At 73.7% G+C, this 26761-nt stretch carries 22 protein-coding genes; 8 read left to right on the top strand and 14 right to left on the bottom strand.

The window, feature by feature from the left end:
* A partial coding sequence (locus AB0E19_RS16815; protein ID WP_362179827.1) for a PadR family transcriptional regulator occupies nt 1-576 on the bottom strand: 576 nt, incomplete at its 3' end.
* Nucleotide 577: 1 nt separating this feature from the next.
* A complete protein-coding gene (locus AB0E19_RS16820; RefSeq protein WP_362179830.1) occupies nt 578-1501 on the bottom strand; it encodes a DUF4097 family beta strand repeat-containing protein in 924 nt (307 codons plus the stop codon).
* A gap of 189 nt (nt 1502-1690) precedes the next feature.
* Between AB0E19_RS16820 and AB0E19_RS16825 the strand changes: the two genes are divergently transcribed.
* Nucleotides 1691-2506, top strand: coding sequence for a hypothetical protein (locus AB0E19_RS16825; protein ID WP_362179832.1), 816 nt, complete (start codon nt 1691-1693; stop codon nt 2504-2506).
* A 77-nt stretch (nt 2507-2583) separates the two neighbouring features.
* On the opposite strand, the gene AB0E19_RS16830 is transcribed toward AB0E19_RS16825, so the two are convergent.
* From AB0E19_RS16830 to AB0E19_RS16855, 6 genes are all read right to left on the bottom strand, one after another.
* Entirely contained in the window at nt 2584-2769 is a 186-nt protein-coding gene (locus AB0E19_RS16830; RefSeq protein ID WP_037674049.1) for a DUF6104 family protein, read from the bottom strand.
* Nucleotides 2770-2858: 89 nt separating this feature from the next.
* Nucleotides 2859-6677: a multifunctional oxoglutarate decarboxylase/oxoglutarate dehydrogenase thiamine pyrophosphate-binding subunit/dihydrolipoyllysine-residue succinyltransferase subunit gene (locus AB0E19_RS16835; protein ID WP_362179835.1), complete on the bottom strand. Its 3819-nt coding sequence runs from the start codon at nt 6675-6677 to the stop codon at nt 2859-2861.
* 268 nt (nt 6678-6945) lie between these two features.
* A complete protein-coding gene (locus tag AB0E19_RS16840; protein ID WP_362179838.1) occupies nt 6946-8040 on the bottom strand; it encodes an ATP-binding protein in 1095 nt (364 codons plus the stop codon).
* A complete protein-coding gene (locus tag AB0E19_RS16845) occupies nt 8037-8771 on the bottom strand; it encodes a response regulator transcription factor (protein ID WP_360602193.1) in 735 nt (244 codons plus the stop codon). Before AB0E19_RS16845 ends, AB0E19_RS16840 begins: the two co-directional genes overlap by 4 nt.
* A 60-nt stretch (nt 8772-8831) precedes the next feature.
* The gene (locus AB0E19_RS16850; RefSeq protein ID WP_362179843.1) at nt 8832-9515 is read right to left on the bottom strand and encodes a spermidine synthase; all 684 of its coding nucleotides are present in this window, start codon (nt 9513-9515) and stop codon (nt 8832-8834) included.
* 591 nt (nt 9516-10106) lie between these two features.
* A complete protein-coding gene (locus tag AB0E19_RS16855) occupies nt 10107-10652 on the bottom strand; it encodes a hypothetical protein (RefSeq protein WP_362179845.1) in 546 nt (181 codons plus the stop codon).
* 465 nt (nt 10653-11117) lie between these two features.
* Between AB0E19_RS16855 and lon the strand changes: the two genes are divergently transcribed.
* Nucleotides 11118-13526: an endopeptidase La gene (gene lon / locus AB0E19_RS16860; RefSeq protein WP_362179848.1), complete on the top strand. Its 2409-nt coding sequence runs from the start codon at nt 11118-11120 to the stop codon at nt 13524-13526.
* Between the two features lie 142 nt (nt 13527-13668).
* Here lon and AB0E19_RS16865 read toward each other — a convergent pair whose 3' ends face one another.
* From AB0E19_RS16865 to AB0E19_RS16875, 3 genes are all read right to left on the bottom strand, one after another.
* Nucleotides 13669-14823, bottom strand: coding sequence for a glutamate--cysteine ligase (locus AB0E19_RS16865; protein WP_362179852.1), 1155 nt, complete (start codon nt 14821-14823; stop codon nt 13669-13671).
* Nucleotides 14824-15067: 244 nt separating this feature from the next.
* On the bottom strand, nt 15068-15958 hold the full coding sequence (locus AB0E19_RS16870) for a lytic polysaccharide monooxygenase (protein WP_362179855.1): 891 nt from the start codon (nt 15956-15958) through the stop codon (nt 15068-15070).
* Between the two features lie 206 nt (nt 15959-16164).
* A complete protein-coding gene (locus AB0E19_RS16875; protein WP_362179858.1) occupies nt 16165-16998 on the bottom strand; it encodes a lysozyme in 834 nt (277 codons plus the stop codon).
* 204 nt (nt 16999-17202) lie between these two features.
* Here AB0E19_RS16875 and AB0E19_RS16880 point away from each other — a divergent pair, with 204 nt between their 5' ends.
* Nucleotides 17203-17805: a MarR family transcriptional regulator gene (locus AB0E19_RS16880; RefSeq protein ID WP_362179861.1), complete on the top strand. Its 603-nt coding sequence runs from the start codon at nt 17203-17205 to the stop codon at nt 17803-17805.
* 150 nt (nt 17806-17955) lie between these two features.
* Here the strand turns inward: AB0E19_RS16880 and AB0E19_RS16885 are convergent, their stop codons facing one another.
* Entirely contained in the window at nt 17956-18729 is a 774-nt protein-coding gene (locus AB0E19_RS16885; RefSeq protein ID WP_362179864.1) for a hypothetical protein, read from the bottom strand.
* Between the two features lie 396 nt (nt 18730-19125).
* Between AB0E19_RS16885 and AB0E19_RS16890 the strand changes: the two genes are divergently transcribed.
* The 5 genes from AB0E19_RS16890 to AB0E19_RS16910 are packed head-to-tail and all read left to right on the top strand — an operon-like array spanning nt 19126 to nt 25079.
* Nucleotides 19126-22101 carry a nitrate- and nitrite sensing domain-containing protein gene (locus tag AB0E19_RS16890; RefSeq protein WP_362179867.1) on the top strand — a complete coding sequence of 992 codons (2976 nt, stop codon included), beginning with the start codon at nt 19126-19128 and terminating at the stop codon, nt 22099-22101.
* On the top strand, nt 22098-22619 hold the full coding sequence (locus AB0E19_RS16895; protein ID WP_362179870.1) for a roadblock/LC7 domain-containing protein: 522 nt from the start codon (nt 22098-22100) through the stop codon (nt 22617-22619). The genes AB0E19_RS16890 and AB0E19_RS16895 overlap by 4 nt, the downstream gene beginning before the upstream one ends.
* A complete protein-coding gene (locus AB0E19_RS16900; protein WP_362179873.1) occupies nt 22616-23032 on the top strand; it encodes a DUF742 domain-containing protein in 417 nt (138 codons plus the stop codon). The genes AB0E19_RS16895 and AB0E19_RS16900 overlap by 4 nt, the downstream gene beginning before the upstream one ends.
* Complete coding sequence (locus AB0E19_RS16905; protein WP_362179876.1) at nt 23013-23792, top strand: ATP/GTP-binding protein; 780 nt, start codon at nt 23013-23015, stop codon at nt 23790-23792. Before AB0E19_RS16900 ends, AB0E19_RS16905 begins: the two co-directional genes overlap by 20 nt.
* A 48-nt stretch (nt 23793-23840) precedes the next feature.
* Nucleotides 23841-25079 carry a styrene monooxygenase/indole monooxygenase family protein gene (locus AB0E19_RS16910; RefSeq protein WP_362179879.1) on the top strand — a complete coding sequence of 413 codons (1239 nt, stop codon included), beginning with the start codon at nt 23841-23843 and terminating at the stop codon, nt 25077-25079.
* Here AB0E19_RS16910 and AB0E19_RS16915 read toward each other — a convergent pair.
* Together AB0E19_RS16915 and AB0E19_RS16920 are read right to left on the bottom strand one after the other, a co-directional pair.
* Nucleotides 25049-26380: a C40 family peptidase gene (locus AB0E19_RS16915; RefSeq protein WP_362179882.1), complete on the bottom strand. Its 1332-nt coding sequence runs from the start codon at nt 26378-26380 to the stop codon at nt 25049-25051. The genes AB0E19_RS16910 and AB0E19_RS16915 overlap by 31 nt on opposite strands.
* 89 nt (nt 26381-26469) lie before the next feature.
* Nucleotides 26470-26739 (bottom strand): hypothetical protein, encoded by a 270-nt coding sequence (locus tag AB0E19_RS16920; RefSeq protein WP_360602162.1) that lies wholly within the window; start codon nt 26737-26739, stop codon nt 26470-26472.
* Nucleotides 26740-26761 lie beyond the last annotated feature (22 nt).

Genomic DNA, 26761 nt, shown 5'->3' on the forward strand with positions numbered 1-26761 from the left:
GGTGATCCCGGACAGGCCCTCACGGACGGCCTGCGGCCACTCGCCCTTCGCGAAGCGGTTCTGCACCTCGTCCTGGACCTGCTGGGCGATCCGCTGGGACTCCTTCGTCTGCCGGGCCTGCTCCTTCCACTCCCGCTTGGCCCTGCGCAGCTCCTCCTTGACGTCGGCGAAGGAGCTCTCCTCCGCCGTCCGGGCCCGGCTCGCCGCCGCGCGCATCTCGCTGCGCACCCGGCCGGCCGCGCCGCGCACGTCCTCCCTGATCTCGGAGGCCAGCGCCGCGACGGAGTCCCGGATCTCCCGCTCCAGGGCGTCGAGCTCGCCCTCCCGGCCGGCCAGCTCGGCGCGGCCCGCGTCGGTCAGCGCGTAGACCTTCCGGCCGCCCTCGCTGGTGTGGGTGACGAGCCCCTCGGCCTCCAGCTTGGCCAGTCGCGGGTAGACCGTGCCGGCCGAGGGGGCGTACAGACCCTGGAAGCGCTCCTCCAGGAGCCGGATGACCTCGTAGCCGTGCCGGGGGGCCTCGTCGAGCAGCTTGAGGAGGTAGAGGCGGAGTCGGCCGTGTGCGAAGACGGGGGCCATGTCAGAGCACCTTTCCGGACGCGGGGGCGGAGGACGTGGAGGACGTGGAGGACGTGGAGGGAGTGGAGGGAGTGTCGGGCGAGGCGGGTCCGGGGTCGGGGGTCTCGGCGGACTCCGGGCGGCGGAGCAGGGCGATCGAGCCGGAGACCGTGGTCGCCTTGAGCGTGCCGCTGCCCGCGCCGAGCGTCCCGGTGACGGACTTGGCGCCCCACTCGCCGCCCACCCGCAGGTCCTCGAAGGCGTTCGACACCGCGCCGCTCGTGGTGCTCGCCTCGACCCGGGCGTCCGCGGGGTGCGGCAGCCGGACGGCGACCTCGCCGGAGACGCTGGTGAGCCGGATGTCGGCCGGCGGGGCTCCGGCCGGAGCCGGGTCCAGGTCGAGGACCAGGTCCCCGCTGACGGTCTCCGCCCGCACCGCCGAGCCCGAGCCCTCGATCACCGTCACGTCACCGGTCACCGAGGTGACCCGCAGCGCGCCGGTGACCGACTGGGCCTCCAGGGCGCCCGAGACCGTCTCGGCGCGGACCGGGCCGGAGAGCCCCACCAGCGTCGTCCCCCCGGTCACCCCGCGGACCTCGGTGCGGCCCCGCAGGCCCGAGACCACCGTGTCCGCGGACACCGCGCCCACCTCGACCTCGGCGCCGGCCGGCACGGCGACCGAGACCACCGCGCGCCGCCGGCGGGCCCTGGTGTCGAGCCACTTGAGGATGCCCTTCCAGTGCAGGTCCTCGTAGGTGACGGTCAGCGTGGAGCCCTCCTGGGTGACGATCAGGGGCGGGCCCTCGATCTCCGAGATCTCCAGCCGTGCCGTGCTCTCCTCCGTGCCCACCACGTTCACCACGCCGCCCACGACACGGACGCGCAGCCGTGTCACGGGGTCGGCGGGCGCGAGTTTCACCGGCTCGGTGACGGACCACTCGGTCATGGTGCTGCCCTCCCGCTTCCTCGATGCGTCGCGACTCGGCATCGCGACTCGACGATCACGCGACTCGACATATCGCGACTTCCGAGATTCACGATATATCGCGGTGCGATCGAGTCAACCCTGAAACATCCCTGACAGGGTTGCGGCAAACACCTCCGTACACGGACAAACTGACCTAGGTTGGGGGTCATGAACGCGACTTCCGGACCGAGCCCCGCCGGGGCGCTGCTGCTGTGCCGAGCCGATCCCCCGACGGTCCGGCCGCCCGCCCAGCTCCTGCGCGAGCCGCTGCTCCTCGCCCCCGCCGGAGCCGGCTGGAGCGCCCTCGTACCGGAGGGGAAGCCCTGGCAGGGCGAGGGAGAGCCGGTCGAACGGGTCGTCACCGGCTGGGCCACCGCCCTCGCCGTCTCCGCCGCCGGCTGGCCCGTCCTCGCCCTCTGGTGGGACGCGGACCGCGCCGGGATCACCCTCGCCGCCGGCTTCCGCCGCACCGTCGGCTACACCTGGCTGGCCGACGGCACCCCGGTCGGCGAGGACGAGGCCATGCGGACCCTCGCCGACCGCCTCGCCCTCGACCCCGTCCTCGACGTCCAGGCGCTGGAGCCGCTCACCCTCCCCGACCCCGAGGCCGACTTCCGTACCCGCCTCCTCGGCCTCGTCGCCGTCCTCACCCGCATCGGCCTCGCCCTGCCCGCCGGCGTCGACCCCGGCGAGACCACCGACCGGCTCCGCGCGGCCGCCCTCGCCGCCGGCGCCGAGCAGCTCGCCTGGCCGGGCTGGCGCGAGGCCGTCCTCGACGAGCTCGACGTCGTGGAGGAGGGCCCCCTCGGCCCGTACGTACGCGGCCCCAGGGCGCGCCTCCTCGGCGGCGTCCAGCTCGCCGCGGGCGTCCCGCTGCTCCTCTGGGGGCTCGGCCGGCGCAGCGGCGGCTGGACCGCGGCAGGGGCCCTCCTCGTCGCCCACGGCGCCCTCGGCCTCGCCTACGACCGCCTGCGCGAGCACTGACGGCCCCGGACGCGACGGCCCCGGACGCGACGGTGCCCCCTTCCGTATCCGTACGGAAGGGGGCACCTCGGGTCGTGCTACTCCTCGTCGTCGTCCTCGTCGTCCAGACGGGCCAGCCAGGTCGCGAGGCGCTCGACCGGCACCTCGAAGTCGGGGTTGAGATCGACGAAGGTCCGCAGCTGCTCGGCGAGCCACTCGAAGGTGACCTCCTCCTCGCCGCGCCGCTTCTCCAGTTCCTCGATGCCACGGTCGGTGAAGTACATGCGATCCAGGATAGGCCCGCCCGGACACGCCGGAGGCCCGGCACCCCCCGGGATCGAGGGGTGCCGGGCCTCCGCGCGAGGCGCCGACGTCAGGCGTCGAAGACCTCGTTGACCAGCTGCTGCTGCTCCGCCTGGTGACGCTTGGCCGAGCCGACCGCCGGGGACGAGGAGTGCGGGCGGGAGATCCGGCGCAGGCGCTCGCCCGCCGGGATGTCCGCGCCGACCGCCAGGTCGAGGTGGTCGATCAGGTTGAGCGCGATGAACGGCCACGCACCCTGGTTCGCCGGCTCCTCCTGCGCCCAGATGTACTTCGCCGCGTTCGGGTACTTGGCGATCTCGGCCTGGAGCTCGGCACCCGGCAGCGGGTACAGGCGCTCCAGACGGATGATCGCGGTCTCCGTGTCGCCGCGCTTCTGACGTTCGGCCTCCAGGTCGTAGTAGACCTTGCCGGCGCAGAAGACGACCTTGCGGACGTCGGCCGGGTTGACCGAGTCGTCGCCGATGACCGGGCGGAAGCCGCCGGAGGTGAACTCCTCCACCTTGGACGCCGCGGCCTTCAGGCGCAGCATCGACTTCGGGGTGAAGACGATGAGCGGCTTGTGGTGCGGGTTGTGCACCTGCCAGCGCAGGAGGTGGAAGTAGTTCGACGGCAGCGTCGGCATGGCGACCGTCATGTTGTCCTGGGCGCACATCTGGAGGAAGCGCTCCGGGCGGGCGGACGAGTGGTCCGGGCCCTGGCCCTCGTAGCCGTGCGGCAGGAGCAGGGTGACGCCGGAGGTCTGGCCCCACTTCTGCTCGGCCGAGGAGATGAACTCGTCGACGACGGTCTGCGCGCCGTTCACGAAGTCACCGAACTGCGCCTCCCAGACCACCAGGGAGCTGGGGCGGGCCAGCGAGTAGCCGTACTCGAAGCCCATCGCCGCGTACTCGCTGAGCAGCGAGTCGTAGACGTTGTAGTGCGCCTGGTCCTCGGCCAGGTAGAGCAGCGGGGTGTAGTCCTCGCCGGTCTCCTGGTCGACCAGGACCGCGTGGCGCTGGCCGAAGGTGCCGCGGCGGGAGTCCTGGCCCGACAGGCGGACCGGGGTGCCCTCCATCAGCAGGGAGCCGATGGCGAGGGTCTCGCCGAAGCCCCAGTCGATGGTGCCGTCGTCGATCGAGGCCGCGCGACGCTGCATCTGCGGCAGCAGGCGCGAGTGGACCGTGATCCGCTCCGGGATGTTGACCTGCGACTCGGCGATCCGCTTCACGACCTCCTGGGAGACCGCGGTGGTGACGGCGACCGGGAACTCGGCCTGCGCGTCCGGCACGTGGGTCGGCACCGGGGCGGCGGTGGCCTCGCGGACCTCCGCGAAGACCTTCTCCAGCTGGCCCTGGAAGTCCTGGAGCGACTGCTCCGCCTCTTCCAGGGTGATGTCGCCGCGACCGATGAGCGACTCGGTGTACAGCTTGCGCACCGAGCGCTTCTTGTCGATCAGGTTGTACATCTGCGGGTTGGTGAACGACGGGTTGTCGCCCTCGTTGTGACCGCGGCGGCGGTAGCAGATGAGGTCGATCACGACGTCCTTGTTGAACGTCTGGCGGAACTCGAAGGCGAGCCGCGCGACGCGGACCACGGCCTCCGGGTCGTCGCCGTTCACGTGGAAGATCGGCGCCTCGATCATGCGGGCCACGTCGGTGGCGTACATGGAGGAGCGGGACGACTCGGGAGCCGCCGTGAAGCCGACCTGGTTGTTGATGACGATGTGGACCGTGCCGCCGGTGCGGTAGCCCCGCAGCTGCGACATGTTGAGGGTCTCGGCCACCACGCCCTGGCCCGCGAAGGCCGCGTCGCCGTGCAGGGCGACGGGCAGGACGGTGAAGTCCGTGCCGCCCTTGTTGATGACGTCCTGCTTGGCGCGGACGACACCCTCCAGGACCGGGTCGACCGCCTCCAGGTGGGAGGGGTTGGCGACCAGGGAGACCCTGATCTCCTCGCCGTCGAGACCGGTGAAGGTGCCCTCGGCGCCCAGGTGGTACTTGACGTCGCCGGAGCCGTGCATCGACTTCGGGTCGAGGTTGCCCTCGAACTCGCGGAAGATCTGCGCGTACGACTTGCCCACGATGTTCGCGAGGACGTTCAGGCGGCCGCGGTGGGCCATGCCGATGACGACCTCGTCCAGGCGGGACTCGGCGGCGGAGTCGATGACCGCGTCGAGCAGCGGGATGACGGACTCGCCGCCCTCCAGGGAGAAGCGCTTCTGGCCGACGTACTTCGTCTGCAGGAAGGTCTCGAAGGCCTCGGCCGCGTTCAGGCGGCGGAGGATGCGGAGCTGCTCCTCGCGCTCCACGCGCGCGTGGGGACGCTCGACGCGGTCCTGGATCCACTTGCGCTGCTTCGGGTCCTGGATGTGCATGAACTCGATGCCGGTGGTGCGGCAGTACGAGTCGCGCAGCACGCCGAGGATGTCGCGGAGCTTCATCATCGACTTGCCGGCGAAGCCGCCGACCGCGAACTCCCGCTCCAGGTCCCACAGGGTGAGGCCGTGCTCGGTGATGTCCAGGTCGGGGTGCTTGCGCTGCTTGTACTCCAGCGGGTCGGTGTCGGCCATGACGTGGCCGCGGACCCGGTAGGAGTGGATCAGCTCGAAGACGCGGGCGGCCTTGGTGACGTCGTCGTCGTGCGAGGCGTCGATGTCCTTGAGCCAGCGGACCGGCTCGTAGGGGATCCGCAGCGACTTGAAGATGTCGTCGTAGAAGCCCTGCTCGCCGAGGAGGGAGTTGGCGACGATGCGCAGGAACTCGCCGGAGGCGGCGCCCTGGATGACCCGGTGGTCGTAGGTCGACGTCAGGGTCATGACCTTGGAGATGCCGAGCTTGTTCAGGGTGTCCTGGGAGGTGCCCTGGAACTCCGCCGGGTAGTCCATCGAGCCGACGCCCATGATGACCGACTGTCCGGGCATCAGACGCGGGACGGAGTGGACGGTGCCGAGGCCGCCGGGGTTGGTCAGGGAGACCGTGACGCCGGTGAAGTCCTCCATCGTCAGCTTGCCCACGCGGGCGCGCTTGACGATGTCCTCGTACGCCTGCCAGAACTCGAAGAAGTTGAGCGTCTCGGCCTTCTTGATGCCCGCGACGACGAGCTGGCGGTCGCCGTTCGGCTTCACCAGGTCGATGGCGAGACCGAAGTTCACGTGCTCCGGCTTGACCAGGGTCGGCTTGCCGTCCTTCTCCGCGAAGGAGTAGTTCATCGACGGCATGGCCTTGATGGCCTGCACCATGGCGTAGCCGATGAGGTGGGTGAAGGAGATCTTCCCGCCCCGGGCGCGCTTCAGGTGGTTGTTGATGACGATCCGGTTGTCGAAGAGCAGCTTCACCGGGACGGCGCGGACGGACGTGGCCGTCGGCATCTCCAGCGAGGCGTTCATGTTCTTCGCGACGGCGGCGGCCGGGCCGCGGAGCGTGATCAGCTCGGGGCCGGCGGGCGCCTCGGCGGCCGGAGCGGCCTTGGCGGGCGCCGGGGTGGCGGCCGGGGCCGGCTTCACGGCGGCCGGAGCGGCCGCGGCGGGCTTCGCCGGAGCCGGGGCGGCCGCGGGAGCCGGGGCGGCGGCCGGGGCCGGAGCGGCCGGTGCGGCCGGTGCGGGCACGGCGGCGGCCGGAGCGGCAGGCGCGGCCTGTGCGGGGCCCGCCTGCGGCGCCGAGGGCGCGGCCGTGGTGGTGGCGGCCGGGGCGGACGGGGTCTCCGCCGCACCCGGCTTGTAGTCGGCGAAGAAGTCCCACCAGGCACGATCGACCGAATTCGGGTCCTGGAGGTACTGCTGGTAGATCTCGTCGACGAGCCACTCATTGGCGCCGAAGGCGGCTGCGGGGCTCACGCCACGCCCGTCTTGGTCGGCCGGGGAGCTCGGGGTACTGGGGGACTGAGACGACACGGCGGCAACCGCCCTCTTCCGCTTCGCAAGGTGATGGACAGCGGAAATAAAGGCTACGCCTGTCCGGCCGGGACGTGCAGGCCAGGCACTCCAACGTCGTGCAAGTCACACTTGACGGCGTGTTTCGATGCCGTGAATGGCGGGAAACAAGCGTGGTTCCGCTTCTGTGAGGGTACGGAAAAGCCCGGGCCGCGGCCTCCTTCGGCCGCTCCCTGACCACGTCTGCACATGAACACGCAGAACGTTCGCTTCCGGTTCGAACCCTACGTCAATCGAGGAGGGGAAGGCTGCCTGGAAGAGTGACCCGGATCCGGCATCCACGTGAAGATTCGGCCACGCCGATCCCGCCACCGTGAAGATCCACCGCCCAGCGCGCGATCGCCAGGCCGAGCCCCGTGCCGCCGTCGCTCCCCGGCCCCTGCCGGTCCGGAGCCGTACCCCGGTTGAACCGCTCGAAGACCTTGTACCGCTCCGACTCCGGGATGCCGGGACCCTCGTCCTCGACCACCAGCTCCAGCGACTCCGGGTACGGCCCTCGCCGGGCCCGCACCGTCACGCGCCCGTGCGGCGGCGAGTGCTTCACCGCGTTGTCGATCAGGTTCGCCATCACCTGGTGCAACCGCTCCACGTCCGCGTACGCCGTCAGGTCGGACGGCGACACGTCCAGGTGCAGGTGCACGTCCGTACGCCGGTGCAGGCCCGACGTCGACGGCAGCCCGCGCTGCGCGGCGGCCAGATTCGCCTCCCGCAGCACCCCGGACAGATAGGGCCACACCTCGAAACGGCGCGCCCGCAGCTGTACGACACCGTTGTCGAGCCGTGACAGGTCGAGCAGCGTCTCCACCAGCCGGCCCAGCCGCTCCGTCTGCTTCAGCGCCGAGCGCATCGTCTCCGGATCGGCCTCCGAGACCCCGTCGACGACGTTCTCCAGGACGGCCCGCAGCGCCGCGATCGGCGTGCGCAGCTCGTGCGAGACGTTGGCGACCAGTTCCTTGCGGTGCCGGTCCACCGCCTCCAGGTCGTCCGCCATGCGATTGATCGTCGAGGCCAGGTCGCCCAGTTCGTCACGTCGGTCCGCGCCGCGCACCCGCCGTGAGAAGTCGCCCCGCGAGATCGACCCCGCCACCGTGTTCATCTCGTCCAGCGGCGCGGTCAGCGACTGCGCCACGAACTGGGTGATGAGCAGCGTCGCGATCATCGCGAAGATCGTGATGTACCGGAACTCCGTGGACGTGCGGATCGCCACCAGAGCCAGTCCCGAGGTCAGCAGCACCGCGCCGACGACCAGCGCCCCCAGTTTCGTCTTGATCGAGATCGCGATCCGGCGCCTGGACCCCCCCGGGCGCCGCGCCGGCCGGTTCACGACGCCGGGGTCTCCAGCGCGTACCCGACGCCGTGCACCGTACGGATCCGCTCGGCGCCGATCTTCCGGCGCAGCGCCTTGATGTGGCTGTCCACGGTCCGGGTGCCGGAGGCGTCCGCCCAGTCCCACACCTCGGCGAGCAGCTGCTCCCGGGAGAGCACCGCGCGCGGGGTGCCGGCCAGGCAGACCAGCAGATCGAACTCGGTCGGCGTCAGGTGCACGTCCTCGGTCCGCACCCGGACCCGGCGCTGCGCGTGGTCGATCTCCAGCTCGCCCAGGCGCAGGATCCCGCTGCGCGGGGTCACGGCGGCGAGCGCGGCCCGCTCCACCCGGCGCAGCAGCACGTGGACCCGGGCGGCCAGCTCGCGCATGGAGAAAGGCTTCGTCATGTAGTCGTCGGCGCCGACGCCGAGCCCGACCAGCATGTCGGTCTCGTCGTCCCGGGCGGTGAGCATCAGCACCGGCACCGGACGCTGGGCCTGCACGCGCCGGCAGACCTCCAGGCCGTCGAAGCCGGGCAGCATCACGTCGAGGACCATCAGGTCGGGCTGCCAGGCCTCGGCGGCCTCCACGGCCGCGGGGCCGTCGGTGGCCGTCTGCACCAGGAAGCCCTCCGCGCGCAGCCGGGCCGAGACCGCCTCCACGATCGTCGCGTCGTCCTCGACGACCAGGACGCGCCGCTGGGCCCCCGGAGTCGCCGCACCCTGGTGACCGGTGTGTGTCTGCTCCATTGCCCCGCCTCGCGTCGCCGATGTCGGTGCAGCAGCCTAGAGGTACCCGCGGCGTCCCGGCTACGCAGGCCTGATGCCGAGGTGGACCACGTCGGGGACGCCCCGGGCAACGGCGACCTCTTCGGTCCGTACCCCGCTGAATCCGGCATTCCGCAATGACTCTTCGAAATCGGCGGACGGACGCGCCGACCACACGGCGAGCACGCCGCCGGGGTTCAGGCGGGCCGCGCAGGAGGCCAAACCCCTTGTGCCGTAAAGGGATTCGTTGTCCTCGGTGACGGTCCAGTCCGGCCCGTTGTCGATGTCCAGACAGAGTGCGTCGTACGTGTCGGAGGAAGTGTCCAGGTAGGTCACGAGGTCCGTGTGCAGGATCACGGTCCGCTCGTCGGCGAGGGCGCGGCCGGACAGCGAGGCGAGCGGGCCGCCCCGGTGCCAGTCGATGATCGCCTCCTCCCGCTCGATCACCGCGATCCGCCCCCAGCGCGGGTCGGTGGCGGCGTGCGCCAGCGAGAAGCCGACGCCGAGCCCGCCGATCAGCAGGGACGCCCCCACGCGCGCGTGCTCGGGCAGCGCCTCCCCGGCCGCGTCGACGAGCAGCCGCTCGGAGCGTCCGTCGGAGGTGTCCATCAGGAAGGTGCCGTTGGCGATGATCTCGAAGTCGGTGCGGTTCCCGGTGTCGCGGCGCCGCAGGACGACTTCGCCGTACGGGCCCTCGCGGCGGTCGAGCGTGACGGGGCTGTTCATGGGCGCTCACTCCGTGTCTCGTCGTGTCGGTGCGGGTCGTCCCGGTCATCCTCGCGGAGCGCGGACGGCCGGGACAAACACGGAGGGCAGTCGCACGGTGACGGAGCGGCGCCGGGCGGAGGCCGCGTGCGGGGCCGACGGACGGAGGCCGCGTGCGCGGCGCGCGAGGGGCGGTGCGGCGGGGCGTCGGCCAGACGGTGGGGGCGGGGCGGTGTCGGCGGGGCGGTGCGGGCGGGGCGTGTACGGGGCGGCGTGTGAGCGGCGGTGCCGGCGCGGGCGCCGCGAGTGCGGGCGCTACGGGCGCGGGGCCTCCCGCTCCGCGCACCGCTGGACCGCCTTCAGCGCGCGTCTCGCGTCGACGGGGGTGCCGTAGGCGCGGTCCCAGGTGATCGGGGCGACGGTCGCGTGGCCCCGTGGGCCCTGCCCCCGACTCCTTCGGCATGTCAGCCCGGGCGCGGGACCGCCTCCGGCGTCCGTGCGCGACGAACCGCGCGACGGCGCGGTGGCCCGGGGTGTGACCGTCCCGCCCTTCTCCGTCATGTCCTCTCCGCCCGTCCCGCGCCCTCCGTCGCGCGGCGGGTGCCGCGTGGTTCAGGGGGCGGTCGGCGGGCCGCCCTCGGGGAGGGCGTCGAAGACGCGCTGGAGGGCGGCGGGGCGCTCGTCGTCGCCCGCGACGACCGTCCGGTCGTGGTGGGTCACGGTGTACTGGAAGCCGTCGGCGACCGGTCGCCCGCTCGGCCGCTCGGGCACGCGCGCGTAGGCGGGGTCTTCGAGTGCGGCCCGCAGCTCGGCGAGCCCGGCGGCGTCCATCCGCCCGGTCCGCGGCTCCTTGTCGCGGGACCGCAGGGTCCAGGACCCGTCCTCCCGCACCACGAGGCGGTTGTCCACGCCGGCGAAGCCGCCGCTCACCGCGACCTCCACCAGCACGGCCCCGGAGCGCGGCTCCGTCGCCTCGGTCGGGGTGTCCGTGCTCGGGGTGTCCGCGCTCGGGGCGCCCGTGCTCGTGGGGCTCTTCCCGCCGTACGGCGGCGGCGACGGTGCGTCCGCGTCCGCGCACCCGCCCACGCCGAGTACCAGCGCCGCCGCCACCGCCGGCACCGCGCCCCACACCCGTCGACGCCTCACCACATGCTCCATGCGCCCGAGCATGCCCGCCTCCGGGCCCCCGTGCAGCCGGAACGCGCCACGCGCCGTCACCACGAGAGGCCCCGCGGCCGCGGCGGCCGGTCGGGCTCGAAGCGGATCCTCCCCGCCTCCGGGTCCGCCGGCGCGCCGGCGAACCGCGCGGGCCGCGCCTCCTCGGGCCCCGGGTGGCGGACGGGCTTCCGCGCCGCCCGCCCCCGGTCCAGCTAAAGCGGTACTGGCCGGGACGTGCCCGCCCCCGGCACGTCACGCCGCACGGTCGGCCCTTCGGACCCGGCCGTCGCCACCCGCGCCACCAGCGGCCGGGCCGGGAACCCGTCCACGTCCATGGGGCCGTGCTCGCCGCTCGGGGAGCGGGGCGATCCCTTGATCGCTCACAGCGAACACGCCCCGGGGAACATTCACGGGCTCACATGCATTGAGTCGGCATAACTCAACTTGACTGCCGAAGGGGAGATCATGGCTTCTGAGTCCAAGCCGTCCGTGCCGCTGACGCTGCCTGTGCTGCCGCTCGACGACGAGGTCGTGCTGCCCGGGATGGTGGTTCCGCTCGACCTTTCCGACAACGACGTGCGGGCCGCGGTCGAGGCCGCGCAGGCCGCCGTCCGCGGCGGCGGGAAGCCGCGGGTGCTGCTGGTGCCGCGGGTGGACGGGACGTACGCCGGCACCGGTGTGCTCGGGATCGTCGAGCAGGTCGGGCGGCTGTCCGACGGCGACCCCGGGGCGCTCATCCGCGGCATCGGACGGGTGCGGATCGGGGCCGGGACGACCGGACCCGGCGGGGCGCTGTGGGTCGAGGGGACCGTCGTCGAGGAGACCGCGCCCGACCCGCTGCCCGGTGCCGTGGCCGAGCTGGTCACGGAGTACAAGGCGCTCGCCACCAGCTGGCTCAAGAAGCGCGGCGCCTGGCAGGTCGTGGACCGGGTCCAGCAGATCGACGGCGTCGGCGCCCTCGCCGACAACTCCGGGTACTCGCCCTTCCTCACCGTCGAGCAGAAGGTGGCGCTCCTGGAGACCACCGACCCCGTCGCCCGCCTCAAGCTCGCCACCGCCCAGCTCCGCGAGCACCTCGCCGAGCAGGACGTCGCCGAGACCATCGCCAAGGACGTCCAGGAGGGCGTCGACAAGCAGCAGCGCGAGTTCCTGCTCCGCCGCCAGCTCGAAGCGGTCCGCAAGGAGCTGCGCGAGCTCAACGGCGAGAAGGACGGCGAGGAGTCCGACGACTACCGCGCCCGTGTGGAGGCCGCCGACCTGCCCGAGTCCGTCCGCGAGGCCGCCCTCAAGGAGGTCGACAAGCTGGAGCGGTCCAGCGACCAGTCGCCCGAGGGATCCTGGATCCGGACCTGGCTCGACACCGTCCTCGAACTGCCGTGGAACGAACGGACCGAGGACCGGTACGACATCCAGGGCGCCAAGGCCGTCCTGGACGCCGAGCACGCCGGCCTGGAGGACGTGAAGGAGCGGATCACCGAGTACCTGGCCGTGCGCAAGCGGCGTGCCGAGCGCGGGCTCGGCGTCGTCGGAGGCCGCCGCGGCGGCGCCGTGCTCGCCCTCGTCGGGCCGCCCGGCGTCGGCAAGACCAGCCTCGGCGAGTCCGTCGCCCACGCCATGGGGCGGAAGTTCGTGCGCGTCGCCCTCGGCGGCGTGCGCGACGAGGCCGAGATCCGCGGCCACCGGCGCACCTACGTCGGCGCCCTGCCCGGCCGGATCGTCCGGGCGGTCAAGGAGGCCGGGTCCATGAACCCCGTCGTCCTCCTCGACGAGATCGACAAGGTCGGCTCCGACTTCCGCGGCGACCCCGCCGCGGCCCTCCTCGAAGTCCTCGACCCGGCGCAGAACCACACCTTCCGCGACCACTACCTGGAGGTCGAACTCGACCTCAGCGACGTGGTCTTCCTCGCCACCGCCAATGTGCTCGAAGCCATCCCCGAGGCCCTGCTCGACCGCATGGAGCTGGTCCGCCTCGACGGCTACACCGAGGACGAGAAGGTCGTCATCGCCCGCGACCACCTGCTGCCCCGGCAGCTGGAGCGGGCCGGTCTGGAGACCGGCGAGGTGACCATCGACGAGGCGGCGCTGCGCAAGCTGGCCGGCGAGTACACCCGCGAGGCCGGTGTCCGCACCCTGGAGCGGGCCGTCGCGCGGCTGCTCCGCAAGGTGACGGCGCAGCACGAACTCGGCGACCGCGAGCTGCCGTTCACGGTCACGCCCGAGGACCTGCGGGACCTCATCGGGCGCCCGCACCACGTGCCCGAGTCCGCCCAGGACCCGGCCGAGCGGCGGACGGCCGTCCCCGGCGTGGCCACCGGACTCGCGGTGACCGGCGCCGGCGGCGACGTCCTCTTCGTGGAGGCGTCCCTCGCCGACCCGGAGACCGGCGGCGCCGGGCTGACCCTCACCGGCCAGCTGGGCGACGTGATGAAGGAGTCCGCGCAGATCGCGCTCTCCTTCCTCCGCTCGCACGGCGCGGAGCTGGAGCTGCCCGTCACCGGCCTCAAGGACCGGGGCGTGCACATCCACTTCCCGGCGGGCGCGGTCCCGAAGGACGGGCCGAGCGCGGGCATCACGATGACGACCGCGCTGGCCTCGCTGCTCAGCGGCCGGCTCGTCCGCACCGACGTGGCCATGACCGGCGAGGTCTCCCTCACCGGCCGGGTGCTGCCCATCGGCGGTCTGAAGCAGAAGCTGCTCGCCGCGCACCGGGCCGGCATCACCACCGTGGTCATCCCCAAGCGGAACGAGGCCGACCTGGACGACGTCCCGGCCGAGGTCCTGGAGAAGCTGGAGGTCCACCCGGTGACCGACGTCCGCCAGGTCCTGGAGATCGCCCTGGCCCCGGCGGAGATCCCGGTCACGGTGGCCGCCTGACCCTCAGGCGCCGGTGAGGCATCCGGCACCGACGAGGCATCCGGCACCGACGAGGCCCCCGGTACGCGCGCGTACCGGGGGCCTCGGGGCGTTCACGCCGGGGCCGTACGGGACCGGTTCCGCGCCGGGGCCGTACGACCCTTCACGCCGGGTTCGTGCGGCGCACGGCCTCGACGATCACCGAGGCGAGTGTCGGGTCCCCGGCGTGGGCGGCCCGCTGGAGGTCCGCGCCGGTGCCCCGGGCGAGGAGGCGCGCCACCCCCGCCTCGGCGCGCTCCCGGTCGCCCGCGTCCTCCAGGGCGGGGCGCACGTGGTCGAGCAGGGTGTGCAGGACCTCGCCGGCCGGGCGCGGCCGCCAGCTGACCGGGTCGAGCAGCTCGCCGCCGAGGCCGTACCGGCTGGCCCGCCAGGCGGCGAGCCGCAGCACGACCGTCGAGACCGGGTCGGGGAGCAGGCCCCGCCGCCACTCCCGGGCCGCGGTCTCCACCAGGGCGCGGCTCAGCACCGCGAGGAGGACGGTGTCCTCCAGGTCCAGGCAGACGTCGCCGACGCGGATCTCCACGGTCGGGTAGCGGCGGGAGAGCCGGGCGTCGAAGTAGACCATGTGGTCGTCGATCAGCACGTCGCTGGCGAGCATCTCGCGCGTGGTCCGCTCGTACGTCTCCACGTCCCCGTACAGCTCGCTGGGACCGGACATCGGCCAGCGCTGCCACAGCTGGTGGCGCCAGCTGGCGTAGCCGGTGTCGACGCCCTGGAAGTAGGGGGAGTTGGCGCTGAGCGCGAGGAGCGGGGCGAGCCAGGGGCGGATCCGGTCCAGGACGCCCACGCCCTCCTCGGCCGAGGCGAGGTGGACGTGGACGTGGCAGGCGCAGGCGAACTCCTCGTCGACGAGGTGGGCGTACCGGTCGTGGATCCGGCGGTACCGGTCGTCGGGGGTGAGCAGCGGACCGAAGTCCATGGGCGCGGTCGCGAGGGCCGCGACCGCCACCCCGGCCTCCTCGGCGGCGGCGGCCGCCGCGAGCCTGGCCCGGCGCAGCTGGTCGGCGAGCTGGGGCGTGGTGGTGCAGGGGAGGGTGCCGATCTCCAGCTGTTCGGCGTACAACTCGGGCTTCGCCGGTTCCGGCGCTTCGGCGTGACGCGGCCCGGCGTCGGCGTGCCAGGCGGCGATCTCGGTGACGGTGCCGGAGAGGGGCTGGGGGAGTCCGGTGTCGGGATCGACCAGGAGGAGCTCCTCCTCCACCCCGAACGTGCGCAGCCCTTCCCCGCGGTGGTAGACCCACCGCTGCTGGTTCCGCATGGAGCGCTCTCCTTCACGGGCGGACGGTGGTGCGCTGACGGCCGTTCGAACAGAGCTTTCACCAAGGCTGTCCACGAACGTCCCGTCTTCCACCCGTCCCGGCGCAGATGGCGCGAAATCGCCCCCCGGAGCGGACTCCGGGGGGCGACGGGGCGGGAGGGGAGGGCGGGCTTCCCTCGGGGGCCGCCGGAGGGGCGGAGCGGACCCCCGCCCCGTCCTCGCCTCCCGCCGGGACCTCCGGTTCCTAGGAGCCGGAGGGGGCGGAGGAGCCGCGGCGGCGGCCCAGGAGGAGGCTGCCCGCGCCGAAGACGGCGAGCGCGCCCGCGCCGGCGAGGGCCATCGGCAGCGGGGAGGCGGGGGCGGCGGAGGCCTCGGCGGAGAGCGCCGGCGGCAGCTCGTCGCCGCCGTGGCCCGCGTGGCTGACCGTGGACAGCTCCGCGCCGGCGGTCAGTTCGGCCTCGGTGGGCGCCTCGGCCTTGGCGGCGGTGGCCGCGGCGGCGGTGCCGAAGGTGACGTCCGAGCAGCTGTAGAACGCCTCGGGGCTGTCGTTGCGCTGCCACACCATGTAGACGACGTGGCGGCCGGTGCGCTCGGGGAGGTTGCCGGTGAAGGCGTAGTAGCCGTCGGTGGCGGTGCGGGTGGTGTTGTACACGGCCGCCGGGGTGGCGTCGAGGTCGGACCACTTCAGCGGCTGCGTCGGGTCGAAGCCGGCCTTGGTGATGTACATCGTCATCGTGCCGGAGTGGGCGGCCGTGGCGCGGATCCTGAAGTCGTAGGGGCCGGACTTCACGGGCGTGGCGGCCCAGTCGGTGCGCGCCCAGTCCAGGGCGCGGTACTTCTCGCGGTTCGCCGAGCAGAGCTTGCCGTCCGGGATGACGGCCTTGTGGTTGCCGTCGGCGTTGGCGATGTTGACCTCGTTCCAGTCGTACAGCGGCTGGGTGCCGGAGTCGGAGACGAGGTCCTTGCAGACCTGAGAGTCGGGGCTCTCGGGGCCCTCGGCGAAACAGGCGGCGATCCGGCTCACGGGGTTGAAGACGGCTCCGTGGGCGGCCGCGGTGGTGGGGGTGAGGGCGACGAGGGCGGCGGCGGCGGACAGGGCGGCGACGCCGGCGGCGGTACGGCGGGAGGACGGCATGCGGGGGCTCTCTCTCGTGCGTGGGGGTACGGAACGAGCAACGCGCGCGGGGCGCACGGAAGTTGAATCCCGTGCGACCGGGTAGAGACTCGCATTGGTCCATACCAATCGGCAAGAGGGTGTGCCGAAAAAGCGCCCCACTATGGGGAACGGCGGTCCCGAGGGGTGCCGCCGCGCCCCCGGGACCGCCGTTCTCCGCGCGTAGGTCAGCCGTTGGCGAGCGCCTGGACGCGGGAGAGGTCGCCGTTGAAGTGGTTGTGGTCGCCGACCGTCGGGCCGGACGAGGTGTACTGCCACATCGTGTAGTACGGCCAGCCGGCCGGGAGTTCGCCGACCTCGGAGGCGTACCGCGCGATCCACAGCGGGTTGGTCGAGGCGAAGCCGGAGTAGTTGCCGGTGCACTGCTTCCACCAGCTGGTCGCCGTGTAGATGACGGCGTCGCGGCCGGTGCGGGCCTTGTACCGGTTGAGGAAGTCGCGGATCCAGGTGACCATCCCGGACTGGGTCTTGCCGTAGCAGGTGGCGCCGTACGGGTTCCACTCGATGTCGAGCACGCCGGGCAGGGTCTTGCCGTCCTTGGACCAGCCGCCGCCGTTGTTGACGAAGTAGTCGGCCTGGGCGGTGCCGGTGGTCGTGTCCGGGGTGGCGAAGTGGTACGTGCCGCGGATCATGCCGACGTTGTACGAGCCGTTGTACTGCTGCGTGAAGTAGGTGTTCTTGTAGTAGGTGCCCTCCGTCGCCTTGACGTAGGCCCACTTGACGCCGCTGTTCCAGAGGGTCGACCAGGCGACGTTGCCCTGGTGGCTGGCGACGTCGACGCCCTCGGTCCAGGTGGCGAGGGCGGAGACGCCGCCGGAGGGGGCCGCGCCGCGGCCGTCGTGCTCCAGGACGCCCATGCCCATGTGGGCGGTGCCGCGCGCGGGGGTGGCGGCGCGGGCGCCGGGGTCGGCGGCGCCCGCCGGGCCGGCAAGGGGCAGGACGAGGGCGGTGGCCGCGAGGCCGGCGAGCAGGGAGAGGGGGACGGATCTGCGCACACGCATGGCGTGACTCCCGAGGGGTCGAGGGATGTGGTGTGGACATGTCAGTCACGTGCTCGTCGGCGACTCTACGCACGTAGACAGGGGCGGTGGAAGAGGGCCCGGGTTCCGCCGTTGGTCTACTCCTGCGAAATACTGAAGGAGCTGCGGCGATGCCCGCGGCGGCGGGAAACTTTCAGCCGACGAAACACGCGTGGGAGGTGCGGGGTGCGCGCAGGCGGCACGACCGGCGAGGGCGACACCCCGCCGGGCCAGGACGCCGGCGGGACCCGGCACGGAGGGAACCCCGGCGCCGGGACGGCTCCCGCCTCGGCTCGCGGCGGGGCGCCCGCGCCCGGCTCCGGCGAGGCCTCCGGGCGGACCCCGGCGGGCGGGGCGGCCGAGCGGGAGTTCCTCGCCCTGGAGCGGGAGCTCGCGGTGTTCCTGCGGCGGGCCCGGGCCCAGTCGGGGGAGATGGCGCGGGAGGTGCACCCGGAGCTGGAGTCCTCCGCGTACGGCCTGTTCGTACGGCTCGACGACGCCGGGCCGCAGCGGGCCACCGAGCTCTCCGCCTACTTCGGCGTCGGCAAGGCCACCATGAGCCGCCAGCTGCGCGCCCTCGAACAGCTCGGCCTGGTCGCCCGCGACCCCGACCCCGCCGACGGGCGCGCCTCCCTGGTGCGGCTCACCGACGAGGGCCGCGACCGTTTCCGGCACGTCAGGGACGCCCGCCGCGAGCGGTACGTCCGCAAGCTCGCCGACTGGGACCGCGCCGAGGTCGCCGAACTGGCCCGGCTGCTGCACCACTTCAACCAGCGCTCCGAGGGCTGACCGGCTCGTCCGCGAGTCAGTCCGTCCGCCGGTCCGCGAGTCCGCCCGTCCGCGAGTCCGTCCGCCGGTCCGTCCGTCCGTCCGCGAGTCCGTCCCTCCGCCCGCCGGTCCGTCGGTCCGCCGGTCCGTACGCCCGCCCGTCCGGCAGGGCTAGAGCTCCACGTACACGGCCGTCGCGTCGTCGTGGCGCTTTCCGCGACGCCCGCCGGTGTCCGCCGCCTCCAGGGCCCGGACCCGCTGGAGCAGCCCCGCCGGGCCCTCCTTCGCGAGGACGCCCGCGCACTCCGCCCAGTCGCCCGCGCCGAACCGCTCCACCCAGCGGCTCGCCCCGTCCGTGAGCGCCGCGAGCGCCCGCACCTCCGTCAGCGGGGTCGTGCCGGTCACCGCCCGCGCCGCCACCGACGGGTCCGCCGCCGCCGTGAAGAAGCCGCCCTCGCGGTTGCGCAGCCGGTCCGCCGCCTCGTGCGAGCGCAGGGCCTCCCGGGGGATCCGGTCCAGCCGGTCGTCCCGTACCGCCCGGACCGCGCCGTCCGGCGCCCGGAGCAGCAGCACGGAGTCGGAGAGGACCAGGTGCTCGACCGCGGTCGCGTCCCACCGCGCGAGCACCACGGTTGCCTGAGGCGTACGCACGTGAGAAAGGTCACAGGTGTCCGCGTGGAGCTCCGCGGTGCGCCGGATTGCCAGCGCCAGGATCTCGGACAGCGTCAGATCGGCGCGGGAAGCGGACAGTTCGGTCAAAGTCCCACCGAGTCGTGCGGTGAACCACGGCACCGCGTGCACACAGCCGACCTCGCCCGCGGGGGGTGTGACGCCGTCCAGGAGGACGAGCGTCCCGCCACCGCCCGAGGCGGGGAGAGCTGCGGCGGCCCAGTCCTCGTTGGGTCGTTCGGGACTGCCGGGAAGGGTGGCGACCTCGCTGCGCATGATGTCCAGTGTGCCCGGCTCGCGCGATGTCTTCACAACACCTGCAAAGGGCCGAAAATGGCCTGTACCAACCGGCCATGGGCGCCGGAAGGGGCGGAATCGAGAGCTCCGGCGAGCTGCGGGCGGGCATCCTGCCAAAGCCCGCCCCGAAGATCCAGCCGGGGGCCGTCACGGCCCTCCGGCGGCGCCCGCCGGAAGTTGTTCGCCAACTCGTGAGTGTTGTTCACTCGTTCGGGTGGCGGAGCGGCCGATGCCCGTCCCCTGCCGAGAAGCGCTGGAATGGTCGGAAGCCGTACCAGGGGTGGGGGCGGAACCTCGTGACCGGCCGTCACCTCTGCTGTGTGGGCGGACGAGTCAAGAATGCGAGCACCGGTGCAGAAGAAGCGGCCTCGGAGCATGAACGGCGCGCGGAGCCAGACCCCCGGTGAGCCGCCGAACCCCGGCACCCCGCCGACCACTCCCGGCGCCGCGCCGAGCACCTCCGGCACCCCGGCGACCGTCCCCGGCGTCACACCGAGCGCGGTGAGCGCGCCCTCCGCAGGTGCCTCCTCCGCCGGCGCGCCCGCCTCCTCCGGCACCTCCGCGCAGACCCCCGGCGGCCGTTCCAAGCGCGTCCGCACCCGCCTCGTCGCCGGTGTCGCCCTCGTCGGCGTCATCGTCCTCGGCGCCGGTGCCCCCGCCGTCCTCACCGCCTACGACGAGCTCGACGAGTCCCGGCGCCTGGTCACCCTCGCGGAGCTCGACCGGCAGGCCGTCACCCTCGCGCACTCCCTCGCCGACGAGCGCGACGAGGTCGTCGCCTTCGTCGCCGCCGGCCGCGAGGAGCAGACCGGCCCCAAGAAGAACCGGCGGGTCCTCACCCCCGCCAAGTCGGCCCGCGTCGACCGGCAGATCGACGAGATCCGCCCCGCCGCCTCCGACGCGCTGCGCCGCGAGCTCGCCGGCCTCGCCTCCGTCCGCCGCGCCTCCGTCACCGGCGAGGGCACGGCCCTGGAGGCCCACAAGGCGTACAGCGACGTCATCGCCTCCCTCCAGGCGCTCGCCGACGAACTCGCCGAGCGCACCCCGCCGCGCGCCACCGACCCCGGCGTCACCGGCACCACCCGGGCCCCCGCCGACCTCGGCCGCGCCGTCGAACAGGCCTCCTCCGCCCGGGGCCTGCTGATCGCCGCGCTCGTCACCCCGCAGCCCGAGTCCAGCGGCGAACTCAGCTACGACGCCGCCACCGGCACCTACGTCGCCGAAGAGCCCGAGGGCAAGGAGGAGGCCGAGCGCGCCCGCGACCTGCTCAGCGCCGCCGCCCAGCAGGCCCGGGTCCGCGAACTCGCCGCCCTCGGCGACTTCGACCGCTCCGCCGGACCCGCGGCCCGCGACTCCCTCGCCGCGACCGTCACCGGGCCCGAGGTCAAGACCGCCGAGCTGGCCCTCGGCCGGCTCACCGACCAGCCCGCCCTCACCGAGGCCGAGACCCGCACCTCCCCGTCCGCCCTGGACGCCGCGCTCTCCGCCCGGATCGAGCAGATGCGCGGCGTCGAGTCCTCCCTCGCCGCCAAGCGCGTCGAGCGGCTCACCGCCCTGCGCGACGACGACGTCACCGCCCTCGAACTGCGCCTCGCGGTCCTCGGCGGCTGCCTGCTGCTCGCCGTCGGCGTCTCCACCTACGTCGCCCGCACCCTCACCCGGCCGCTCTCCGTGCTCCGCCGCGGCGCCGCCCGGCTCGCCGCCGCGCCCGAGCCGGCCACCGAGGAAGCCGTCCGCTTCACCGGCCGCAACGACGAGTTCGCGCAGGTCGTCCGCTCCCTCAACACCCTCCACGGCCAGCTCGCCACCCTCTCCGCGCACACCGGCCGGCTCACCGGCGAGCGCGCCGGTCTGGTCGCCGCGCAGGAGGCCGCCGAGGCCGGACTCGCCGCCCAGCGCGCCGAACTCCAGGGCCGGATCGCCCTCCTCACCGCCGACCTCGAACGGCTCCGGGACACCGTCCACCACACCTTCGTCAACCTCTCGCTGCGCAGCCTCGGCCTCGTCGACCGGCAGCTCGCCGTCATCGAGAAGCTGGAGGAGCGCGAGCAGGACCCGGACCGCCTCGCCACCCTCTTCAAGCTCGACCACATGGCGACCGTCATGCGCCGCCACAGCGAGAACCTGCTGGTCCTCGCCGGTCACGAGCACGTGCACGGCCACGCCGGCCCGGTGCCGCTCGTCGACGTGCTGCGCGCCGCCGTCAGCGAGATCGAGCGGTACGAGCGGGTCACCATCCAGTCGCTGCCGCCGCACGCCCAGCTCGCCGGCTTCGCCGCCGACGACCTCAGCCACCTCGTCGCCGAACTCCTGGAGAACGCCACCTCGTTCTCCCCGCCGGACGCCGAGGTCCAGCTCTCGGGCTGGCTCCTGGAGACCGGCGAGGTCATGCTCTCCGTCCAGGACTCCGGGATAGGGATCCCCGAGCACCGGCGCGCCGACCTCAACGCCCGGCTGGCCGCCGCCGACCCCGAGGCCTTCGAGGGCGAGGGCCTCGGCATGCGGGTCGTCTCCCTGCTCGCCGCCCGCCACGGCGTCGGCGTCGAACTGCGGGACCAGAAGCCGGGCGGCACGGCCGCCGTCGTGGTGCTGCCGCTGCCGCTGCTGCCGACCGCGCCGCCGGCCGCCGTCGCCGAGCCGGTACGGATCGCCGGCACCGGCGCCGTACCGGTCCTCCACCTCCCCGGCTCCGAGGCCGAGGCCAACTCCAACGCCCTTCCGTCCCGCACCCGCGACCCGCTCGTGGAAGCGGCGGAGCGCGCCTTCCGCGAGGCGCACCCCGAACCGGCGTCGACGGAGCCCGAGCCCGCGTACGAGCCCGAGCCCGAGCCGGCGTACGAGCCCGAGGCGGCATACGAGCCCGAGCCCGAGCCCGAGGCGGCGTACGAGCCCGAGCCGGTCGCGTACCGGCCCGAAGCGCCCGCCCAGGAGCCCTACGAGCCCGTCGAGCCCGTCGAGTCCGTCTCCGAGACCACCCTGCAGGTGCGGCTTCCCGACCCGCCGCCCGAGCCGGACAGCCACGAGCGGGCCGCCGAGCCGCCGGTCGCGACCGTGCCGGAGCAGGCCGGACCGGCCGACGAGGCACAGCTGCCGGGGCCGCGCCCCGCGCAGTGGGAGCGGGTGACCGACAAGGGCCTGCCCAAGCGGACCCCCCAGGTCGTCCGGACGCCCTCCGCGCCCTCCGCGCCCCGCCAGGGTTCGGTCGACGCCGAGGCGCTCCGCCGCAGGCTCGGCGGCTTCCACCAGGGCGCCGTGGCCGGACGCCGGGACGTCGAGGCGGAGATAGCCGCCGGGAGCACCACGCGCACAGAGGAGATGACGGGGGACACAGTCGAGGAGGCACGCAGTTGACCGCCACGGGAACGAGCACCACGAGCACGACCGCGCCGACCGGCGCCTACGGGCTGAGCACGGAGGCCCGCAACCTGCAATGGCTGCTGGGCAACCTCGTGGAGGAGGTGCCGGGCGTCCGCTCGGTCGCCGTCGTCTCCTCCGACGGGCTCCTGCTGCTCTCCTCCGACCCCGAGGAGCGCCCCGGCGCCGCCGGTGACGGACACGCCCGCACCCGGGGCCCGCGCGGCTCCAGCGCCGACCTGGCCACCATCGTCTCCGGCATCGGCAGCCTCACCATCGGCGCCGCGCGCCTGATGGAGGGCGGCGGCGTGAAGCAGACCATGGTCGCCATGGAGGAGGGCAGCGTCTTCGTCATGTCGATCAGCGACGGCTCGCTGCTCGGCGTGCACGCCGAGCCCGACTGCGACATGAGCGTCGTCGCGTACCACATGGCGCTCTTCGTGGGCCGGGCCGGACACGTCCTCACCCCCGAGGTCCGCAGCGAACTGCGCAAGACGATGGAGAACCACCGGTGACCTCGCTGACCGCCGCGGGCCACCGGCTGCCGGTACGCGGCGAAGGACGGCGCCCCGCGCGCGTGCGCCCGTACTCGCTGACCGGTGGCCGCACCCGCTTCGGACACGTGCTGCTCGTCGAGACCTTCGTGGCCGCCCTGGAGGCGCCGATCGCCCGCAAGGTCCTCACCGACGGCGGCCCCGGCGCGCGCGGGCTCATGCCCGAGATGCGCGCCATCGTCGAGATATGCCGCCGGATGCGGACGGTGGCGGAGATCTCGGCCCTCCTCAAGATGCCGTTGGGTGTCGTCCGGGTGCTGCTCAGCGACCTGGCCGACCAGGGAAAGATCCGCGTGTACGGGACCGGTCACGACACCGGCCAGCCCGACCGCGCGCTCCTCGAAAGGGTGCTGAGTGGACTCCGCCGTCTCTGACGCCACCGCCGTCGACACCGCCGTCGACACCCCCGCCGCCGCTCCGGCGGAGACCGTGCCCGCCGCGATCCCCGCCCAGCCCGGGCCCGCCGGGGAGTCCGATCCGGCCCGGGAGTCCGATCCGGCCGCCGCCGATCCGGCCGGGAGGCCGGAATCCGTCGGGGAGCCCGATCCCGAGGACGGCGCGCAGGACTGGCAGCTCGACCACTCCCGCGCCCCGATCGCCACGAAGATCGTCGTCGCGGGCGGCTTCGGCGTCGGCAAGACCACCTTCGTCCGCGCCGTCTCGGAGATCACCCCGCTCCAGACCGAGGCCCTGATGACCCGGGCGAGCGAGGAGACCGACGACCTCACCGCCACGCCGGACAAGCTCACCACCACCGTGGCGATGGACTTCGGCCGGATCACCCTCGACAACGACCTGGTCCTGTACGTCTTCGGCACGCCGGGACAGCAGCGCTTCTGGTTCATGTGGGACGACCTGGTGCGCGGCGCGATCGGCGCGATCGTGCTCGCCGACACCCGCCGGCTCACCGACTGCTTCCCCGCGCTCGACTACTTCGAGAGCTGCGGCCTGCCGTACGTCGTCGCCGTCAACCACTTCGAGGGCACCGAGCGGTTCGAGCCGGAGGACGTCAGGGAGGCCCTGACGATCACCGCCGACGTCCCCGTGGTGATCATGGACGCGCGCAAGCGCTACAGCGTCGTCGAGACGCTCCTCGCCATGGTCGAGCACGCGCTCTCCACCACGCCCGAGTAGCCGCCCCCTCCCCCCCCGTACTCGCGTTTCTCGCCAGGAGCACCACCCATGCGGAAGATACTCATAGTCGGCGCCGGACAGTCCGGTCTCCAGCTCGCCCTCGGCCTGCAGTCCCAGGGGTACGAGGTCACCCTGATGTCGAACCGGACGGCGGACGAGATCCGCTCCGGCCGCGTCATGTCCACGCAGTGCATGTTCGACACCGCGCTGCAGCACGAGCGCGACCTCGGCCTGAACTTCTGGGAGTCCCAGGCCCCGCGCATCCAGGGCCTCGGCGTCTCCGTCGCCGGCCCGGAGTCGGCCCGGGTCGTCGACTGGGTCGGAAAGCTCGACGGCTACGCCCAGTCCGTCGACCAGCGCGTGAAGATGGCCGGCTGGATGGAGACCTTCGCCCAGCGCGGCGGACAGCTCGTCATCCACGGCGTCGCCGTCGGCGACCTCGACTTCTTCGCCCGCCGCTACGACCTGGTGCTCGTCGCCGCGGGCAAGGGCGAGCTGGTCTCCATGTTCGGCCGGGACGCCGAGCGCTCCGCGCACACCGAGCCGCAGCGCGCCCTCGCCGTCGCGTACGTCAACGGCCTCGGCCCGCGCCCCGAGCACCCCGACTTCGACGCGGTCCGCTGCAACCTCGTGCCCGGGGTCGGCGAACTGTTCGTGATGCCGACGCTCACCACCGGCGGCCGCGCCGACATCCTCTTCTGGGAGGGCGTCCCCGGCGGTCCCGTCGACGCCTTCCGGGGCGTCAAGGACCCCTCCGAGCACCTGGCGCTCACGCTGGAGCTGATGGAGAAGTACACCCCCTGGGAGTACGCGCGCGCCACCAAGGTCGAACTCACCGACGCCTGCGGCACCCTGGCGGGCCGTTACGCCCCCACCGTCCGCAACCCCGTCGGCCACCTGCCGAGCGGCGGCCTGGTCCTCGGCGTCGCGGACGTCGTCGTCGCCAACGACCCGATCACCGGGCAGGGCTCCAACTCCGCCGCCAAGTGCGCCGCGGCGTACCTCGACGCCATCGTCGAGCACGGCGACCGGCCCTTCGACGAGGCGTGGATGCGCTCCGCCTTCGACCGCTACTGGCGGACCGCCGAGCCCGTCACCAAGTGGACCAACGCGATGCTGGCGCCGCCGCCGGAGCACGTCCTGAACCTGATCGGCGCGGCCGGCGAGCTCCAGCCGATCGCCGACCGCTTCGCCAACGGCTTCGACGACCCGGCCGACTTCGAGAACTTCTTCTTCGAGCCGGAGAAGGCCTCCGCCTACCTGGCCTCGCTGACCCCCGGCGCCTGATCCCGGGGCGCCCCCTCGCCGTCGTACCCCTCGTCCGACCCCTCCCGAGCACCGTCCGGGAGGACGGGCGGGGTGTACGACTCCAGGGGCGTGCCGCCCGGGTCCGGCCGTACGGCCCCGAGCAGCGGGTTCGCGGCGACGGGGGAGACCTTCACCCGGGCGCCGGGGCGCGGGGCCTGCACGACCAGGCCCTCGCCCAGGTAGAGGGCCACGTGGGTGGCCCCGGGGAAGTACACCACCAGGTCCCCGGGCCGCAGGTCGTCCAGGCCCACCCGGGGCAGCTGCTCCCACTGTTCCTGGCTGGTGCGCGGGATCTCCCGGCCGGCCGCCGCCCAGGCCGTCTGGGTGAGCCCCGAGCAGTCGTACGTCTCCGGCCCCTCGGCGCCCCATGCGTACGGCTTCCCGAGCTGCCCGACCGCGAAGCGCAGCGCGTCCGCGCCCGCCCGGGACGGGGCGCGGGCGGGGCCGAGGACCCCGGAGTCGAGGAGTTCGCGCTGGGCGCCGGCCGTCTGCTCGCGCTCCAGCTCGGTGAGGCGCGCGAGCTGTTCGGGGGTGAGCGCGGCGAGCAGCGCCTCGACCTCCGCGAGCTTCTTCCGCACCTCGTCCCGGCGGGTCCGCTGGCGCGCGGCGAGGGTCCGCTGCCGGTCGAGCGCGGTCCGCGAGGCGCCGGCCAGGTCGGCCGCCCGGCGCTCGGCGGCGCGCAGCCGGGGGAGGGCGGAGGCCCGGTCGCGGGCGGTCCGGTCGAGGAGGTGCCGGGCGTCGAGCGCCGACTGGGGGTCGGGGGCGAAGAGCAGCCGCAGCGGGGAGGCGTACGAGGTCCGCCCCTGGTACTGCTCCCGGGCGAGCCGCCCCGCCTCGGCCCGCCCGCGCGCGAGGGCCGCGCGGGCGGAGTCCAGGTCCGCGGCGAGCCGGCGGGTGTCGGCCTGCTGGACCTTCAGCGCCTCCTCGGCGGCGTTGAACCCTTCCGTGGCCTCCTCCGCCTCCCGGTAGAGGGTGCGGAGCCGGGTGAGCAGCGTGGCCACGGAGCCCCCGCCGGCGGGCGGCAGGGCCGCGGCGTCGTCGACCGCCGTCCCCCCGGCCCCGGCTGCTTCGGCTTCCGCCGCCCCGGCCTCGGCATCCGCCACGCTGTCCGGGTCGACCGGCCCGACGGGTTCCGCACCGGGGTCCGCGAGGGCGAGGGGCGCGAGGGGGGCCGGGGGTTCGGGCAGGGGCGGCGCCGGTGCGGCCACCGCCGGGCCGGTCAGGGCCGTCAGGGCGGCCAGGGCTCCCGTACAGACCGTGCGCAGCAGCCTTCGCGACACGTCACCACCACCTCCAGAGCGGGCTCCGGAGGCATCATGGCGCCTCAATTCATCCGATTACCGTACGATTCGGGGCGCGGCGTCCGGCATCACCCGTTCGGCTTCGACCACGGCCACTTCAGCTCGCGCCGCTCGCGGCCCTCGGGGGCGTACTCGTAGACCCAGCCGCGCTGGAGCCCGAGCCGCCGGGTGTGGCCGGCGGGCTCGCGGCGGTACGTGTAGAGCATGGGCGGCCGGCCGTCGTGGGCCGGGACCGGCACCTCGTACCACTTCGGCGGGTGCCCGGTCGCGCCGAGCAGGATGGGCAGCACCCGCCCGTCGAGGGGGCCGCCGCGGAAGGGGGTGTTCTCGCTTCTCACCCCACCAGTCTCCCCCGGCCGC

Source organism: Streptomyces sp. NPDC047974, from assembly GCF_040653375.1.
Taxonomy (GTDB): domain Bacteria; phylum Actinomycetota; class Actinomycetes; order Streptomycetales; family Streptomycetaceae; genus Streptomyces.